The sequence below is a fragment of the Rhizobium sp. AN68 genome (assembly GCF_030758035.1).
Lineage (GTDB): Bacteria > Pseudomonadota > Alphaproteobacteria > Rhizobiales > Rhizobiaceae > Agrobacterium > Agrobacterium tumefaciens.
Genome location: NZ_JARWMI010000002.1, coordinates 545,451 through 561,601 on the forward strand (window position 1 = coordinate 545,451; position 16,151 = coordinate 561,601).

A 16,151-nucleotide genomic window follows, 5' to 3' on the forward strand; every position below is an offset into this window, starting at 1 on the left:
CGGGGCCCTTCCTAAAGCCGCTCTTCGCTCTGTGCGTCGAACAGCGAGGCCATGGTGAGGTCTAGGCCGAGGCGAACCCGGGTGCCCGGCGCAAACCGCCTGTGGCCGCCAACGCGCACGGACAAGGTATGACCGGCATGTTTGAGCCAGATCAGATTGTCGGCGCCCATCGGCTCCTCGATGTCAACGATCGCCTCATGCACCTCGCCGCTGACGATGTCGGCATCGACGCGCACATGTTCGGGACGCACACCGAGAACCACGGCACGACCGGCGACAAGCGGCGCCTCCGGCTGATAACCATCCAGTGAGAAGGTGACGCCGTTGGTGGTGAAGACCACCTTGCCGTCCTTCTCGATCAATTCGCCACGCAAAAAATTCATCGAGGGCGAACCGATGAAGCCCGCGACGAAGAGGTTCCTTGGCTTGTTGTAGATGGTGACGGGATCGGCAAGCTGCTGGATGACGCCGCTTTTCATGATGGCGATACGATCAGCCAGTGTCAGCGCCTCGATCTGATCGTGTGTCACGTAGATCATGGTGTTTTTCAGCGCCTGGTGCAGCCGTTTGATCTCCACGCGCAGTTCCGAGCGCAGCTTGGCATCGAGGTTGGAAAGCGGTTCATCGAACAGGAACACATCCACATCGCGCACCAGCGCCCGGCCGATCGCCACGCGCTGGCGCTGGCCGCCGGAAAGCTCGGCGGGCTTGCGCTTCAGGAGTGGTTCGATCTGCAATATGCCCGCCGCCCTTTTGACGCGCCGGTCGATTTCCTCTTTCGGAACCTTGGCCACCTGAAGGCCGAAGGAGAGGTTCTTCTCCACCGTCATCTGCGGATAAAGCGCATAGGACTGGAACACCATGCCGATGCCACGATCCTTCGGCTCCTCCCAGGTAACGTTGCGGTCCTTGATGAAGATTTGCCCGTCGGTTGGCTCCAGAAGGCCCGCAATGCAATTGAGAAGTGTCGACTTGCCGCAGCCGGAAGAGCCGAGCAGCACGAGGAACTCGCCGTCGTAAATATCGAGATTGAGGTCTTTCAGGACAGTAACGGCACCGAAGGACAGGGAAAGATCGCGAATGGAAACGCTTTTGTTCATATAACTCAACCTTTTACTGCGCCTGCGGCGATGCCACGGACGAAAAGCCTGCCGGAAACGAAATAAACGATCAAAGGCACGGCCCCGGTGAGAAGGGTTGCGGCCATGTTGACGTTGTATTCCTTCACGCCCTGCACGGAGTTGACGATATTATTGAGCTGCACTGTCATCGGGTAATATTCCGGCCGCGTGAACACGACGCCGAACAGGAAGTCGTTCCAGATGCCGGTGACCTGCAGGATCATCGCCACGACGAAGATCGGCAGCGACATGGGCAGCATGATGCGAAAATAGATCTGCCAGAAATTGGCGCCATCAATACGTGCCGCCTTGAACAGTTCCTCCGGCAGCGACGCGAAATAGTTGCGGAAGAGCAGCGTCAGGATCGGCATGCCAAAAATCGTGTGCACGATCACGAGGCCGGTCAGCGTGCCATAAATGCCCAATTCGCGCAGCACGATGACGATCGGGTAGATCATTACCTGATAGGGGATGAAGGCGCCGATGATGAGGATCGAGAAGAACAGTTCCGAACCCTTGAACTTCCAGTTCGCGATGGCGTAACCGCTGACGGAAGCCACGATGATCGAGATGACGACCGACGGTATGAGGATGCGTACCGAGTTCCAGAAGCCGCGTGAAAGCCCGTCGCAGTTCAGCCCGGTGCAGGCATTCGCCCAGGCTTTCACCCAGGGTTCGAAGGTGATTTCCACCGGTGGCGCGAAAATGTTGCCGAGCCGTATTTCCGGCATGCCCTTCAGAGAGGTGACGACCATCACGTAAAGCGGCAGCAGGTAATAGGCGGCAGCGACAAACAGCGTGCCATAGAGAATGATGTTGCGGCGGGAAAACGTTTTTTTCGGCTTCTTGCCGCGGGGACCGGAAAGGTCCGTGGCAACCGCATCGGTTGCGGCGGCGACCGTGTTCAATGTGCTGATATTAGCCACGCTTCTTGCCTCCGAATTCGAGGTACGCCCATGGAATGACGATAATGGCGACGGTTAGAAGCATCATGGTGGAGGCGGCAAAGCCCTGCCCCAGATTCTGCGCCTGGAACATGTAGTCATAGACATATTTCGCCGGCACTTCGGATGCGATGCCCGGTCCGCCACTGGTCTGCGCCACCACCAGATCGTACACCTTGACGATGCCGCTCGCGATAATGACGAGCGTGGTGATGAAGACCGGCCGCATCATGGGAATGATGATGAGGATATAGGTCTTCCACATCGGAATGCCGTCGACGCGCGTCGCCTTCCAGATATCCTCGTCTATGCCGCGAAGACCGGCCAGCATCAGGCACATGACGAGCCCCGTGCCCTGCCAGAGCGCCGCGATCAGGATGCCGTAGATAACGATCTCGGAATTATAAAGCGGGTCGAAGGTGAAGCTTTCCCACCCCATCGAGCGGACCACGGACTGAATGCCGAATTCCGGGTTCAACAGCCATTGCCAGACAAGGCCGGTTACGATGAACGACAGAGCAAAGGGATAAAGGAAGATGGTGCGGAAGGTGTTCTCGAAACGGATCTTCTGATCCATCAGCGCCGCCAGCACGAAGCCGATCACCAGACTGAAGATCAGTGACAGAATGCCGTAGATCGCCAGATTCTGGATGGAAATGATCCAGCGCGGCGCGGCCCACAACCGCTCATACTGGTCGAAACCGATGAAGCTTGCACGTGGCAGAAGCTTGGAATTGGTGAATGAATAAATCACCGTCCAGACCGTTCCGCCGAGAAAAATCACGACGGCGGTCAATATCATGGGAATGGAAGCAATCTTAGAATTGAGATTGCGGAAAAGCTGGTTGGGGCGGCCGGAGCGCGCTAGACCCGCCATGGATGACCCTCCTGTAACGTTGCCGTTGATAGCCAGGCAAGGTCTCAAAGACCTTGCCCCAATCCTCCGGGCTTGCGCGTTTACGCATCCCGCAGGGAGCTTGCGGCGGATGGATGCCACCCGCCGCACAAGAGGTTGCGGTTAGTCAGCGGAACCGATGATGCCGGCGAAGCGCTTCTGTGCATCTTCTGCAGTCATCGCGCTGGCAAAAAACTCTGCCATCAGGTCTTCTTTCTGCTTCTGCGTATCAGCAGAAATCAGCTGGTCTGTGCTGGTCAGCGCATTGCCCTTGGCCAGAATTTCCAGACCCTTCTTCATGCAGTCATTGGCCGCATTGAGGTCGACGTCGCCACGAATCGGCAGCGAGCCTTTCTTAAGGTTGAAAGCCACCTGCGTTTTAGGATCGACGATGGTTGCGGCCAGAACGTCCTGCGCCTTGGATTTTGCTTCATCCTTCAGCAGCGGGAAATAAAAGGCGTCGCCGCCGGTGGTGAGATAGTCGTTAAGGCCGAGACCCGGCAGGCAAGTGTAGTCGGTACCCGCCTTCTGGTTGGCAAGCTGGAACTCGCCCTGCGCCCAGTCACCCATGATCTGGCCGCCGGCCTTGCCTGTTATGACCATGTTGGTGGCCTGGTTCCAGTCCTGAACATTGGTGCCCTTGGCCATGTCGCGCGCCTCGACGGCGGCCGCAAAAATCTTGGCCATGTCGGGACCGGCCGCTGCTTCGGCATCCTTGTCGCCATAGACCTTCTGATAAAGATCCTTGCCGCCGATCGAAAGCGTCAACGTGTCGAACAGGCCATTGGCCTGCCATGCCTGACCGCCGAGCGCGAGCGGCTGGATGCCGGCTTTTTTCAGTGCCGGTGCTGCGGCAGCAAATTCAGTCCAGTTCTTGGGAACTTCGACGCCCGCTTTCTTGAACGCTTCGTTGGAAAGCCACAGCCATTGCCAGGAATGGATGTTGACCGGCGCGCAATAGATCTTGCCGTCGATGGTGCAACTGTCGAGCAGGCTTGCCGGCTTTATGACGTCTTTCCACTTGCCCTTTTCGGCAACATCGGTCAGGTCGCGCATCAGGCCGGCCTGCACCAGCTCTTCCGCCTGTCTGCCATGGTTGAACTGGGTGGCACCCATCGGGTCGCCGCCGGTGATACGGCTGATCATGATCGGCCGGGCGGTGCCGCCCGAACCGGCAATAGCGCCGTCCACCCACTTGTTGCCGGTGGCATCAAAAGCCTTGGCAAGTTCGGCAACGGCAGCGGCTTCACCGCCCGATGTCCACCAATGGGTAACTTCAAGATCGGTAGCCCCAGCGACACCCGCCGGAATCATAACACTGGCCAAAAAGGTCGCAGAAATAAAGCGCATTCGCATGAGTCTCCTCCCTCACTGAAACGTTGCAGTTGGAACGTAAGCGAAGATTTTTGATTAGGCAACCGCCTAAAAATGAATCTCGCCGCAGCTCGCCGCGCTGTTTCGAGCAGATACAAACGTGCCGAACGGCTAGATTTTGTTGAGAAAGAAGATTGGGAAATTGGAAGGATGCCGAATGGCACGACAAAGACTGCGCACCGGTAATCTGCAGGCAACGTAGTATCTTCATAGTCCTCCGACTTTGGCGTCGGTTCCTGCGCACAGAGTGCCAAGCCCGCATGGACGGGCAAACATAAGGTGAGCGATCGTGAAACGTTGGCACATTCTTTTGATGATCGGTGTGGCGGGCGTGTTATCGCTTTTGCTCGCACCGTTCGAACGGCTGGCGTCGGGACAGGATCTTTCCTTCACGATATGGGGTGTGATGCTCGTCCAGCCGGCAGTCCTGATCATTGCTGCGGTGGCGACGGGTCAAGCGCTCGCCGGCAAACTCGGGCTCGGCACTCCGCTGATCGATGCCTGGCTGAAAGGAACCGGGTTCGAGCCAGTCTTGCGCAGGCAAGCCCCATCAGCTTTGCTGACGGGTCTTATCGTCGGCCTGTTGATGATCGCTTATTCGTCTGTGATCCTGCCTGCCTTCACCGATACGGCAACCATGGAAAAAATGGCGGCGTTTGAAGTCCCACTTGTCACCCGGCTTCTCTATGGCGGCATAACGGAGGAGCTGCTGACCCGATGGGGCTTGATGGCATTATTCGCATGGGCGCTCTGGCGAATAGTGGGCAAGGGGCAAGTCCAGCCGGTCATGCTGTGGACTGCCATTGTCATCGCAGCGGCCCTTTTTGCCTTGGGCCACCTGCCCTTTCTGTTTGCCATTACCGTTCATCCGCAACCATTGCTGATTGTCAGTGTCATGCTCGGCAATTTTATCCCCGGACTGATGTTCGGGTGGCTGTCCTGGCATCGCGGGCTGGAAGCAGCGATGCTTTCCCACGCTTTCGCCCACTGCGTGAATGCAACTGTCTCCTGACCCGTCGAACCGACAGGTAAGTCAGAGATTTATCATCCCGGCCTCGCCGGCCGGGATAAAATGCCGCTTCGGTGCGGGCAGCAGTCCTAATGCCTCTTATAATCATCCTCGATGCGGATGACGTCGTCTTCGCCAAGATAGGCGCCGGTCTGGATTTCGACCAACTCAAGCGGAATCTGCCCCTCATTGGCAAGCCGGTGCGGTTGGCCAATCGGGATATAGACGGACTGGTTTTCCGTCAGCAGCCGGGTTTCGTCGCCAATCGTTACGGTTGCCGTGCCCTTGACGATGATCCAGTGCTCCGAGCGGTGATAGTGTTTCTGGAACGAGATGCGGTGGCCAGGATCAACCGTGATGTGGCCCACGCGGTAGCGCTCGTCCACATACATATGTTCGATGTAACCCCATGGACGATACACTCGCCTGTGCGCTTGCGTCCGCGGCGCGTGTTCGCCATCCTTCAGTGTCTCCACCAGGCCCTTCACGTCCTGCACCCGGTTTTTCGGCACCACCAGAACCGCATCCTTGGTAGCCACCACCACCAGATCCTTTGCCCCCACCACGGTCGTCAGCAATTGCGTGGAATGGATCAGGCAGCCCTCGGAATCGATGAAGACGCCGTCGCCCTCGAGCGCATTGTCGTTGCCGTGCTTGTCGGCGATTTCCCAGATCGCGTCCCAGCTGCCAATATCCGACCAGCGGAAATGGCCGTGCACCACCGCCATGCGCTTGGTCTTCTCGATCACCGCATAGTCGATGGAGTTTTTCGGCGAGGCTTCGAAGCTCGCCTGATGCAGGCGCACGAAGCCAAGGTCGCTTTCATATTGTTCGACCGACTGCGTTACTGCCGCAAGAATCTCCGGCGCGAATGCCTTGAGTTCGGCAATCATCACGTCGGAACGAAACAGGAAGTTGCCGGAGTTCCAGAGATAACCCTTCTCCAGATAGGAGATTGCCGTCTTCACATCCGGTTTTTCCACGAATGCCTCGACGATGCTCAGGTCAGCCTCACCATCAATTGCTTCACCAGGCTTGATGTAGCCGTAAGAGGTGCGCGGCTCGGTTGGCACCAGACCGAAAACGACGATATTGCCCTGATCGGCGGCCTTGGCGCCAAGCCTCACGGACTCTGAAAATTTGTCGGCATCCAGCACCACATGGTCGGCGGCGAGCGCCAGCACCAGGCATCCCGGCTCCCGGCGCTCGGCCAGCACGGCGGCAGCGGCCATGGCGGCGGCACTGTCGCGGCGGGCGGGTTCGAGAACCACCGTCGCCGGAAGATCGATCTCCTCAGCCTGGCGGCGGGCGAAGAAGCGGAAATCCTCGTTGGTGATCACCAGCGGCTCGGCATAAAGCGCCTTGTCGGCCACGCGCGTCAGTGTCTGCTGATAGGTCGAAAGATTGCCGACCAGCGGCTGGAACTGCTTGGGCAACTGATCGCGCGATACCGGCCAAAGCCGTGATCCCGCCCCACCAGCAAGAAGAACCGGCGTGATCTTTCGAGATTGTTCCGTCACAATAAAAACCTTTCCAACTTTAAAAAATTCCCGGCGGGCCGGACAATATACATATTTACCAATGCTGCCATCATCGGTTCACGGGCGGATAAGCGCAAGCTCATAAGTTCGCCTTGTGAAAGCTTGGTGAATGTCGGACCCGTTTTGCTAACGCAAGCCACAGGGTGAGGTTCCGCGCAAAGGTAGTTCAGTGGCTTTGACAGGCCGCAAAGAAAAACCCGGGCGAATGGCCCGGGTTTCCGTTTTCAGAGCGATGACCTGTCAGGATCAGTTCGGCAGCGCGTAAGCGATCACGTAGTCGCCACGGTCAGGAGACTGACGTGCACCGCCGGCCGAGATGACGACATATTGCTTGCCTGTTTTCGGAGACTTGTAGCTCATCGGGCCGCCCTGGCTACCGACAGGAAGGCGGGCCTTCCAGACTTCCTTGCCGGTCGCCGTATCGAAGGCGCGCAGATAATAATCCTGGGTGCCGGCGATGAAGACGAGACCGCCCTGGGTGGCAAGCGTTCCGCCGAGCGTGGGCATGCCGATCGGGATCGGCAGACCCATCTTGATGCCAAGCGGACCGGTATCCTCAACGGTGCCGACAGGAACCTGCCACTTGATCTGCTGCGTCTTCATGTCAATCGCAGTCATCGAGCCATAGGGCGGAGCCTGGCAGGGAATGCCGAGAGCAGACAGGAAACGGTTCTTGTTCACCGCATAGGGCGTGCCCTTCATGGGAACGACGCCCATGCCGGTATTGACGCTTTCGCCGCCGCTTGCCGTTGCCTTGGTGGGAGCAGCTTCCTTCATCTCAATCCACAGGCCGAGGCGCATATCGTTGATGAAGATTGTGTTGGTCGTCGGGTCAGTAGAGATGCCGCCCCAGTTCATGCCGCCGAGCGAGCCCGGGAAGGCGAGGGAGAGGTCCGTGCCTGGCGCCGTATAGAGGCCTTCATAACGCATGCCCTTGAAAGCGATACGGCACAGAAGCTGATCGAAAGGGGTGGCACCCCACATATCGGCTTCCGTCAGCGTCTGCGCGCCGATTTGCGGCATGCCCACCGAACGCGGCTGCGTTGGTGCATATGGCTCGTTCGGAATGTTGCCGGCCTTGACCGGAACGTCTTCCACCTTGGTCAGCGGCTGGCCAGTCGCACGGTCCAGCACATAGATCTGACCGGCCTTGGTGCCGAAGACCAAAGCCGGAACGGTCGTTCCGTCAGCCTTCGGGAAATCGACGAAGCTCGGCTGCATCGGCACGTCGAAGTCCCATAGGTCGTTATGAACCGTCTGGTAGACCCACTTTTCGCGGCCGGTCGTGGCATCGAGTGCCAGCATGGAAGCGCCGTATTTATGATCGAGCGGTGTGCGCGTCGCGCCATAAAGATCGACCGAGGGGCTGCCCACCGGCATGAAGACCGTGTTCAGCTCCGGATCGTAGGACATGGATGCCCAGACGTTCGGCGTGGAACGGGTGTAGGTCTGGCCCTCGGGCGGCAGTTTGGTGATTTCAGGGTTGCCGGGATCGAAAGCCCAGCGAAGCTCACCCGTCACCACGTCGAAACCGCGCATCACGCCGCCAGGCATATCCACCTGAACGTTGTCAGCGATACGTCCGCCGACCACGACGGTGGTGCCAGCCAGTGTGGGGGCCGATGTCAGCACATATTGCGGGTCTGGCGCATCACCAAGACCGATCTTCAGATCGACGCGGCCATTGGTGCCGAAATCCGGGCAAAACGCGCCGGTGTCGGCGTCGAGCGCGATGAGTTCCGCGTTGATGGTGTTCATGAGAATGCGGCGCTGGCAAAGCGCGCCGTCGGCTACGATCGCCGGGGTGACAGGCGTTGCGCCCGGAGCGGTCGGCTGCTTCAGCGGCGCCTTGGCATCGAAATAGGCAAGACCACGGCAACGCATCCAGACGGTGGATTTGGCGTTGATTTCGGTCTTCCACTTCTGCGCGCCGGTATCGGCGTCGAGCGCGATGACATTGTTGTGCGGTGTGCACACAAACACGGTGTCGCCGACCTGAAGCGGCGTTTCCTGATCTTCCGCACCGTTCGCGCCGGGGCTGATCGGGATGTCGCCGGTCCGATAGGTCCATGCCACCTCAAGGTTCTTGACGTTATCGCGGTTGATTTCGTCAAGCGCAACAAAGCGGCTGCCGCCCGCCGTATTGCCGTAATGTTCCCAGTTCTTCTGCTCTTTTTCCGGCGTTACCGGCGTCAGTGCAGCAACCTCACCCTTGAAGGCGACGGTCGGATGCGGCACGAACATGCCGGCAAAACCGGCAGCGGACGCGATGGCCAGAACGCCAGCAAGGGCAAAGGACGCGCCGTAAGCTGGCGTCTTGCCAGCCGCGCGCCGCAGCAGCGGATAGGAGAGCGCAACCACCGTGGCGCCCACGCCCAACGCCAGCAGGCGGGAGATGAGCGGCCAGAAGTGCAGTCCGGCTTCCCACACTGCCCAAACACCGCTAACGATGAAGACAAGGCCGAACAGGAGCGCGCCGGCAGGCTTGCGCAGGAGAATAAGCAAGCCGGAGACGATCAGCGCGATACCCGCCAAGACAAAATAGAGGCTGCCGCCGAGTGTTGCGAGTTGCCCACCGCCAATGGCGAAAAACAGTCCCGCAGCGACAATGACGGCGCCGAGCACGAAGAGCCATAATCTGGCTGCAAGCGACGTTGAGGTTGCTGGTTTACTCATGAAATTAAATATCCGGTTAGGAGAGCCGCCGCGAAGGCTGACGCCCGATGATCTTTCAATGCCCGGCCCAGGCCAGACAGTCCGCCGCACTTACGGCTGAGCGAAGATGCGCTGAAGGCGACGAGGCGAAATGGGGAACAATGGTGCGGGAGACTTCCGTGGTGACTGTCATTTTGACCCATTCACTGCAGTTTATCGCCGGCCCCAATGGACGGCGGACAATGTGCTCGAACAAATCCTCCCAAGTTCGTATCGCAGAGGCCCGCATGCGGGCACTGGGCGACCGAAACCTCGGTGCGGTATAACGTCGCCTGCGACAAGATGACAATGCGCAAGACGGGCATTTTTGATAAGCTGCGCTTATACCATATCAACACCTACAACACAAAGACCTCTCCGCCGATGGATATTCGCCAGCTCGCCATTTTTGTGGAAGCCGCAAGGGCCAAAAATTTCCGCGCGGCCGCTTTGCAGCTGGGCATCGCCCAACCGGCCGTAACGCAGCGTATCCGGCAACTGGAAGAGAATCTGGGCTTCAAGCTTTTCCTCCGTGTCAACCGCGGTGTGGAACTTACGCCGGCTGGGCAGTCGATGCTGCTAGATGCGGAGGAAATTCTTGCCCGCACCAAGGGCGCGCTAGAAAAAGCACACCAGATCAGGCGGGGCCAGCTCGGCACGCTGCGCATCGGCTTCGGCACCAGCGTAATGGCGGAACGAAAATTGCCGGCGCTGATCACCCGCTATGGCAACGACCACAGGGAGGTGACGCTTGAACTCCTGCCCGGCATGACGATGGAACAATTGATCGAGCAGGTGGCGACGCGCAAGACAGACGTCGCTTTCATTCGCGCACCCCTGCCCCAATTGCCGCAGAGCTTGCGGGCCATGCCCTTCGACCGCTCCAAACTGTGCGTCGCCCTGCCGGAGCGCCATCCGCTCGCCTCCCGCTCCAGAGTTTCGGTTGGCGATATCGTGCAGGAGAAACTGCTGCTGCCGGTGGACGAGATCGGCCTGGGGCTCAGCAGCAGCGCGCTTTCCCTTTTCGAGGATGCAGGCTGTGAGCCGGAAATCGGCATGCGCATCGCTAACGTCAACACCATCCTTGCCCTCGTGGAAGCTGGCGCGGGAATTTCCATTCTGCCGGAAAGCACCGTGCGCTCCACAAGGGGCATCACAGGTGTGCCGCTCGAAAGCGCCGATGCCTGGTCAGATAGCGTGCTGGTCGTCAGACGCGGTCCGCTTGCCCTCCACGTGGAGGCCTTCGTGAATATGGTACGGCAGGCCTACCAGTCCCACCTATAATGCCGACAATACGCACTTAATCGATTGAATCGGCCACAAATTTCGCCACGGCTAAATTTGCTGCACTGAACAACATTCAACGCTTGGCACGCGCGCGAAAAATACAATAACAACGACGGATATTTTTGCACTGTTATCGACACGAAAGCACACTCAGCCCATGTCCGACACGACGAAGCCCGCCAGCCCCAGAACATCGGTTACAGATCAGGAAGCACTGGATTTCCACGCGCAAGGCAGACCGGGGAAACTGGAAATCACCCCGACCAAGCCGATGGCGACTCAGCGGGATCTGTCGCTTGCCTATTCGCCGGGAGTGGCCGTGCCGGTGAAAGCCATCGCCGAAAATCCGGCGACCGCTTACGATTATACGACACGCGGCAACATGGTAGCAGTGATCTCCAACGGTACGGCGATCCTCGGTCTCGGCAATCTCGGCGCGCTCGCCTCCAAGCCTGTCATGGAAGGCAAGTCCGTTCTGTTCAAGCGCTTTGCGGATGTGGATTCCATCGATCTCGAGGTCGATACCGAAGACGCCGACGAATTTATCAATTGCGTGCGTTACCTTGGCCCCTCTTTCGGCGGCATCAATCTGGAAGACATCAAGGCGCCGGAGTGTTTCATCATCGAAAGCCGCCTGCGCGAGCTGATGGACATTCCTGTTTTCCATGACGACCAGCACGGAACCGCCATCATCGCCGCCGCCGGTCTCATCAACGCCATCGAACTGACAGGCCGAGACTTCAAGACGACGAAGCTCGTCTGTAACGGCGCAGGTGCTGCTGCCATCGCCTGCATGGACCTTATCAAGGCCATGGGTTTCAACCCCGAAAACATCACGCTTTGCGACACCAAGGGCGTGATCTACCAGGGCCGCACCGAAGGCATGAACCAGTGGAAATCCGCCCATGCGGTAAAGACTGACAACCGCACGCTGACTGAGGCCATGAAGGGCGCGGATGTCGTCTTCGGCCTGTCGCAGAAGGGTGCCTTCACCGAAGAGATGATCCGCTCCATGGCGCCAAAGCCGATCATTTTCGCAATGGCCAACCCTGACCCGGAAATCACCCCGGAAGAAGTCGCCCGCATCCGCGACGACGCCATCATGGCGACGGGGCGTTCGGATTATCCGAACCAGGTCAACAACGTCCTCGGCTTTCCCTATATCTTCCGCGGCGCGCTCGATGTCCGTGCAAGCCAGATCAACGACGCAATGAAGATTGCCGCTGCACAGGCGCTGGCCGATCTTGCCCGCGAGGATGTGCCGGATGATGTGGCCGCCGCCTATCAGGGCAACCGCCCGCGCTTCGGATCGCAATATATCATTCCCGTTCCCTTCGATCCCCGACTGATCTCGGCCATTCCGGTGGCCGTGGCGAAGGCCGCCATCGAAACCGGCGTCGCTCGCCGCGAATTGCCCGATCTCGATGCCTATGCCCGCGAGCTTTCCGCCCGCCGCGACCCCATGGCGTCGACCACGCAGCGCCTTTACGAGCGTGTGCGCCGCTCTCCGAAGCGGGTCGTTTTCGCCGAAGCGGAAGAAGAACAGGTGATGCGCGCAGCGATCTCGTTTACCGCGCAGGGGCTTGGCACCGCCATCCTACTCGGCCGTGACGACATCATCAAGGCCAATGCGGAGCGTGCAGGCATCGATCTCGACCGCGCCAATATAGAGATCACCAATGCCCGCCTTTCCAGCCGCGTCGATGCCTATGTCGATTATCTCTATGCGCGTTTGCAGCGCGGCGGCTTCCTGCTGCGCGACGTGCAGCGCCTGATCCACAACGACCGTAACCATTTCGCCGCCTGCATGGTGGCGATGGGCGATGCGGACGCCGTGGTCACCGGCGTTACCCGCAACTATTCCACGGCGCTCGAGGATATCCGCCGCTGCATCAACACCAAACCCGGCCACCGTGTCATCGGCGTTTCTCTGGTCGTGTCGCGCAACCGAACGGTCTTCGTGGCAGATACCGCCGTGCACGACATGCCGTCTGCCGAAGACCTTGCCGATATCGCCGAGGAAGCAGCCGGTCTCGCCCGCCGTTTCGGCTACGAACCGCGTGTGGCGATGCTCGCCTATTCCACCTTCGGCCAGCCGGTTGGCGAACGCTCCGACAAGGTGCGCGAAGCGGTGAAAATCCTCGACAAGCGCAACGTCAATTTTGAGGTCGACGGGGAAATGTCGGCCGATGTGGCGCTGAACCATCATCGCATGCAGAGCCAGTATCCCTTTGCCCGCCTTTCCGGTGCGGCCAACGTGCTGGTCATGCCAGCCATCCATTCCGCCTCGATCTCCACCAAGATGCTACAGGAGCTGGGCGGCGCGACCGTCATCGGCCCGCTTCTCGTCGGCCTCGACAAATCGGTGCAGATCACCTCGATGGGTGCCAAGGACAGCGACATCGTCAATATGGCGGCGATCGCGGCCTATAACGCCGGTCGGTAACGATGTGGGAGCGCTCTTCGGGAGAAGGGTGCTCAAGATGCCCAGGCATAGCCAACATATCCTCTCCCCCGTGGCGAGGATATGCCAAAGCGCCGAACCCCGCCACCGCAAGAACAAGATTCTACGATTTCAAATTATTAGGTTATTTTTTCTCACCAGAGAACTTATTGGAACACGATTTTATTTATACGATTTTTTGCGCAACGCCAATTCTCGCTCTCGACGGACGCCTCATGTAGTTTCCACCCACAATCAAAAGGAAATACCCATGGCCCTCTCCTTCTCCAGATTTGCCGCAAAACTCATCGCCGGAACCGTCGTCATCGCTTCGATGGCCACCGCCGCTCACGCGGATGCGACGCTCGACCGTATCAAGGGTCGCGGCAAGCTCACCGTCGGCGTCATCCTGTCCGGCGCGCCTTTCGGCTTCATCGATCCGAAGACGCAGGAGCAGAAGGGCCTCAACATCGACGTCGCCAAGGCGCTGGCCGCCGGTCTCGGTGTGGAGTTGGTGACCGAAACCGTGACCCCGCCCAACCGCGTGCAGTTCCTGCAGCAGGGCAAGGTCGATATTCTGATCGCCAACATGCAGTACACGGAAGAGCGCGCCAAAACGCTCGATTACGTGCCCACCCCCTATGACCGCCAGGGCGGCGCAGCCATCGGTCGAAAGGACTCGGGCATCAAGGACTGGCCGGACCTGAAGGGCAAGATTGCCTGCGTATCGCAGGGCTCCAACTACACCCAGCCGCTGATCGAGCAATATGGCGCGCAGGTAAAGGCGTTGCCGAGCCAGCCGGAATCGCTGCTCGCGCTGAAGGGCGGCAATTGCGATGTCTCAGTGCACGTCAACGGCACGCTGAGCCTGATGCTTCAGGACCGCGCCGATGAGTGGAAGGATTACGGCATCCTGATCCCCACCGACCTTATCCCTTCTGACTCCGTCATCTGGCTGCGCAAGGGCGAGGCCGACACGCAGGCTGCGCTCGACAAGATCGTCAAGGAGCTGCACGCTTCCGGCAAAATGATCGAATTCGCCAAGGCCAACCGCCTGCCGAGCATCGGCTTCATGGAAGAGCAGAAGACGAAGCTCTCCGCGGCGCAGTAAAGGCTGGGCAATCCCACTTGCTCCGCCACCCCGGACCTGGTCCGGGGGACCGGCATGTCGTAGGGGCATCTGCCATCACGGAGATTTCCCTCACCACTGAGAACGGCCGGTTTCGCCCGCCGTTCTTTTCTGCTTTATAGCAAGACAGGTCATTCTGGCACCGCCTGCCGGGCGGCAGCCGCGACAACAGCATGGATATCCGATGCAGGATGGATTTACAGCGCGTTTCATAGAGTTGGCCGCGCACATAGGCCTCAACTATGACTTTCTGAACAGCGGCTACGAGGTTCAGATATGGCTCGACGGCATGAAGATGACGCTCATCCTCGTCGCCGTCACCCTGCCGCTCAGCCTCGTTTTCGGCTTCATTTTCGCCGCCATGCTCACGTCAGGCAAAGGCTGGCTCGCCGGTCCGGTGCGCGCCTATGTGGAATTGACGCGCAACACGCCGACGCTGGTGCAGCTGATGTGTGGTTTCCTTGTGCTCAACATGTTGATTTCAAACGCGCTCGGCGGCGCGCAGAACAATCCGCTCACCCCGTTCTTCTGGGTCGTCGCCATCACCGGCCTGCACGTTGCCGCCTTCCATGCGGAAGCCTTGCGCGGCGGTATCGAGGCGGTGCCGGCTACCACCATCGAAGCGGCACGCGCCATCGGTTTCAGCTCTTTCGAGATTTTACGTTACGTGGAATTTCCGCTGGCAATCCGCACGGCACTTCCTTCCATCATCAACAATCTCATCAATCTGGTGAAGCTCACCACCGTCGGCTCGGCGATTGCGGTCGGTGAAATCACCTATGCCTCGATCCTGATCTGGACGCAGCGCGACAATGTGGTCGAACTGATGCTGGTGATCCTCATCTTTTTCAGTGTCATCAATTTCATCGTCGCAAGGGCGGGCCTGTGGCTTGAGCGGCGTCTTGCGGTTCCGGGGTTCGGTCAATGAGCGCGGTGGTCTCTCCAACACAGGCGGCGAAGAAGCTGCCTTTCGGCACCATTCTTCTGTGCGGCGTGCTGGTTGCCGTCGTGCTGTGGCTGGTTCTCGATCCCTCGCTCGGACAGGTGCTGCTGGAATGGCTGCCCTATCTCGGCAAGGGTTTTGCCATGAATGTGCTGATCAGCATCCTGGCGATTGCCATCGGCACCATCATCGGCGTCGTGCTTGGCATCATGGAGCTTGCGCCCTATCGCCTCGTGCGCGCGCCGGCGCTCACCTACGTGCAAATCTTCCGCAACGCCCCGCATCTGGTGCTGATTTTCGCCGCGACCTACATCTTCCCCTTCGAGATCGTCGCCTTCGGCAACTACATTCCGTTTCCAGACTGGATCAAGGCCGTGGTCGGGCTTGCGATTCCGGCCAGCGCCCACATCGCCGAAATCACCCGAGGCGCCATCCAGTCCATTCCCACTGCACAATGGGAAGCGGCGCAGGGCCTCGGGTTTTCACGCAACCAGACGCTGCGCTGGATCATCCTGCCGCAATGCGTGAAGCGCTCGCTGCCGCCGTGGATGAACCTTTACGCCTCCATCACCATGGGCACGGCGCTTGCCTCGCTGGTCGGCGTGCATGAGCTTCTCCACGCCGCAACCGATGCCAGCACCGCCGTGCAGCGCAACGATTTCACCGTCGTGGTCTATCTCACCGTCCTGATGGCGTTCTTCCTGTTCTGCTATCCCGTGTCCCGTTTCACGCAGCGCCTTGAACGGCGCTTCGCTTCCCGCTGATTGGAAT

12 protein-coding genes are annotated in these 16,151 nt (G+C 59.3%); 6 read left to right on the forward strand and 6 right to left on the reverse strand.

Features of this window, described 5'->3' with window-relative positions; translation table 11 throughout:
* Positions 1-11: 11 nt before the first annotated feature.
* From RBH71_RS05930 to RBH71_RS05945, 4 genes are all read right to left on the reverse strand, one after another.
* Entirely contained in the window at positions 12-1,100 is a 1,089-nt protein-coding gene (locus RBH71_RS05930; RefSeq protein WP_003510949.1) for an ABC transporter ATP-binding protein, read from the reverse strand.
* A gap of 5 nt (positions 1,101-1,105) precedes the next feature.
* Positions 1,106-2,047, reverse strand: a complete 942-nt coding sequence (locus tag RBH71_RS05935) for a carbohydrate ABC transporter permease (protein ID WP_003510950.1) — start codon at positions 2,045-2,047, stop codon at positions 1,106-1,108.
* Positions 2,040-2,942: a carbohydrate ABC transporter permease gene (locus RBH71_RS05940; protein ID WP_003510951.1), complete on the reverse strand. Its 903-nt coding sequence runs from the start codon at positions 2,940-2,942 to the stop codon at positions 2,040-2,042. The genes RBH71_RS05935 and RBH71_RS05940 overlap by 8 nt, the downstream gene beginning before the upstream one ends.
* A 141-nt stretch (positions 2,943-3,083) precedes the next feature.
* Entirely contained in the window at positions 3,084-4,316 is a 1,233-nt protein-coding gene (locus RBH71_RS05945) for an ABC transporter substrate-binding protein (protein WP_111802600.1), read from the reverse strand.
* 331 nt (positions 4,317-4,647) lie between these two features.
* Between RBH71_RS05945 and RBH71_RS05950 the strand changes: the two genes are divergently transcribed.
* Positions 4,648-5,346, forward strand: a complete 699-nt coding sequence (locus RBH71_RS05950; protein ID WP_323687202.1) for a CPBP family intramembrane glutamic endopeptidase — start codon at positions 4,648-4,650, stop codon at positions 5,344-5,346.
* Positions 5,347-5,432: 86 nt separating this feature from the next.
* Here the strand turns inward: RBH71_RS05950 and RBH71_RS05955 are convergent, their stop codons facing one another.
* Together RBH71_RS05955 and RBH71_RS05960 are read right to left on the reverse strand one after the other, a co-directional pair.
* A complete protein-coding gene (locus RBH71_RS05955) occupies positions 5,433-6,863 on the reverse strand; it encodes a mannose-1-phosphate guanylyltransferase/mannose-6-phosphate isomerase (protein ID WP_025595636.1) in 1,431 nt (476 codons plus the stop codon).
* Between the two features lie 267 nt (positions 6,864-7,130).
* Positions 7,131-9,560: a glucose/quinate/shikimate family membrane-bound PQQ-dependent dehydrogenase gene (locus RBH71_RS05960; protein WP_060642293.1), complete on the reverse strand. Its 2,430-nt coding sequence runs from the start codon at positions 9,558-9,560 to the stop codon at positions 7,131-7,133.
* Between the two features lie 327 nt (positions 9,561-9,887).
* Between RBH71_RS05960 and RBH71_RS05965 the strand changes: the two genes are divergently transcribed.
* The 5 genes from RBH71_RS05965 (at position 9,888) to RBH71_RS05985 (ending at position 16,144) form a co-directional block, all read left to right on the forward strand.
* A complete protein-coding gene (locus tag RBH71_RS05965) occupies positions 9,888-10,862 on the forward strand; it encodes a LysR family transcriptional regulator (RefSeq protein ID WP_323687203.1) in 975 nt (324 codons plus the stop codon).
* A gap of 160 nt (positions 10,863-11,022) precedes the next feature.
* The gene (locus tag RBH71_RS05970) at positions 11,023-13,311 is read left to right on the forward strand and encodes an NADP-dependent malic enzyme (RefSeq protein ID WP_003510961.1); all 2,289 of its coding nucleotides are present in this window, start codon (positions 11,023-11,025) and stop codon (positions 13,309-13,311) included.
* A gap of 268 nt (positions 13,312-13,579) precedes the next feature.
* Positions 13,580-14,419 carry a transporter substrate-binding domain-containing protein gene (locus tag RBH71_RS05975; RefSeq protein WP_003510963.1) on the forward strand — a complete coding sequence of 280 codons (840 nt, stop codon included), beginning with the start codon at positions 13,580-13,582 and terminating at the stop codon, positions 14,417-14,419.
* 202 nt (positions 14,420-14,621) lie between these two features.
* Entirely contained in the window at positions 14,622-15,365 is a 744-nt protein-coding gene (locus tag RBH71_RS05980) for an amino acid ABC transporter permease (RefSeq protein ID WP_003510965.1), read from the forward strand.
* On the forward strand, positions 15,362-16,144 hold the full coding sequence (locus RBH71_RS05985; protein ID WP_013761604.1) for an amino acid ABC transporter permease: 783 nt from the start codon (positions 15,362-15,364) through the stop codon (positions 16,142-16,144). Before RBH71_RS05980 ends, RBH71_RS05985 begins: the two co-directional genes overlap by 4 nt.
* Positions 16,145-16,151 lie beyond the last annotated feature (7 nt).

What these genes read in the sequence shown, in the direction of transcription:
- RBH71_RS05975 (WP_003510963.1), top strand. Translation starts at nt 13,580, where the DNA reads ATGGCCCTCTCCTTCTCCAGATTTGCCGCAAAACTCATCGCCGGAACC.
- RBH71_RS05965 (WP_323687203.1), top strand. Translation starts at nt 9,888, where the DNA reads ATGCGCAAGACGGGCATTTTTGATAAGCTGCGCTTATACCATATCAAC.
- RBH71_RS05980 (WP_003510965.1), top strand. Translation starts at nt 14,622, where the DNA reads ATGCAGGATGGATTTACAGCGCGTTTCATAGAGTTGGCCGCGCACATA.
- RBH71_RS05940 (WP_003510951.1), bottom strand. Translation starts at nt 2,942, where the DNA reads ATGGCGGGTCTAGCGCGCTCCGGCCGCCCCAACCAGCTTTTCCGCAAT.
- RBH71_RS05930 (WP_003510949.1), bottom strand. Translation starts at nt 1,100, where the DNA reads ATGAACAAAAGCGTTTCCATTCGCGATCTTTCCCTGTCCTTCGGTGCC.
- RBH71_RS05945 (WP_111802600.1), bottom strand. Translation starts at nt 4,316, where the DNA reads ATGCGAATGCGCTTTATTTCTGCGACCTTTTTGGCCAGTGTTATGATT.
- RBH71_RS05950 (WP_323687202.1), top strand. Translation starts at nt 4,648, where the DNA reads ATGATCGGTGTGGCGGGCGTGTTATCGCTTTTGCTCGCACCGTTCGAA.
- RBH71_RS05970 (WP_003510961.1), top strand. Translation starts at nt 11,023, where the DNA reads ATGTCCGACACGACGAAGCCCGCCAGCCCCAGAACATCGGTTACAGAT.
- RBH71_RS05960 (WP_060642293.1), bottom strand. Translation starts at nt 9,560, where the DNA reads ATGAGTAAACCAGCAACCTCAACGTCGCTTGCAGCCAGATTATGGCTC.
- RBH71_RS05985 (WP_013761604.1), top strand. Translation starts at nt 15,362, where the DNA reads ATGAGCGCGGTGGTCTCTCCAACACAGGCGGCGAAGAAGCTGCCTTTC.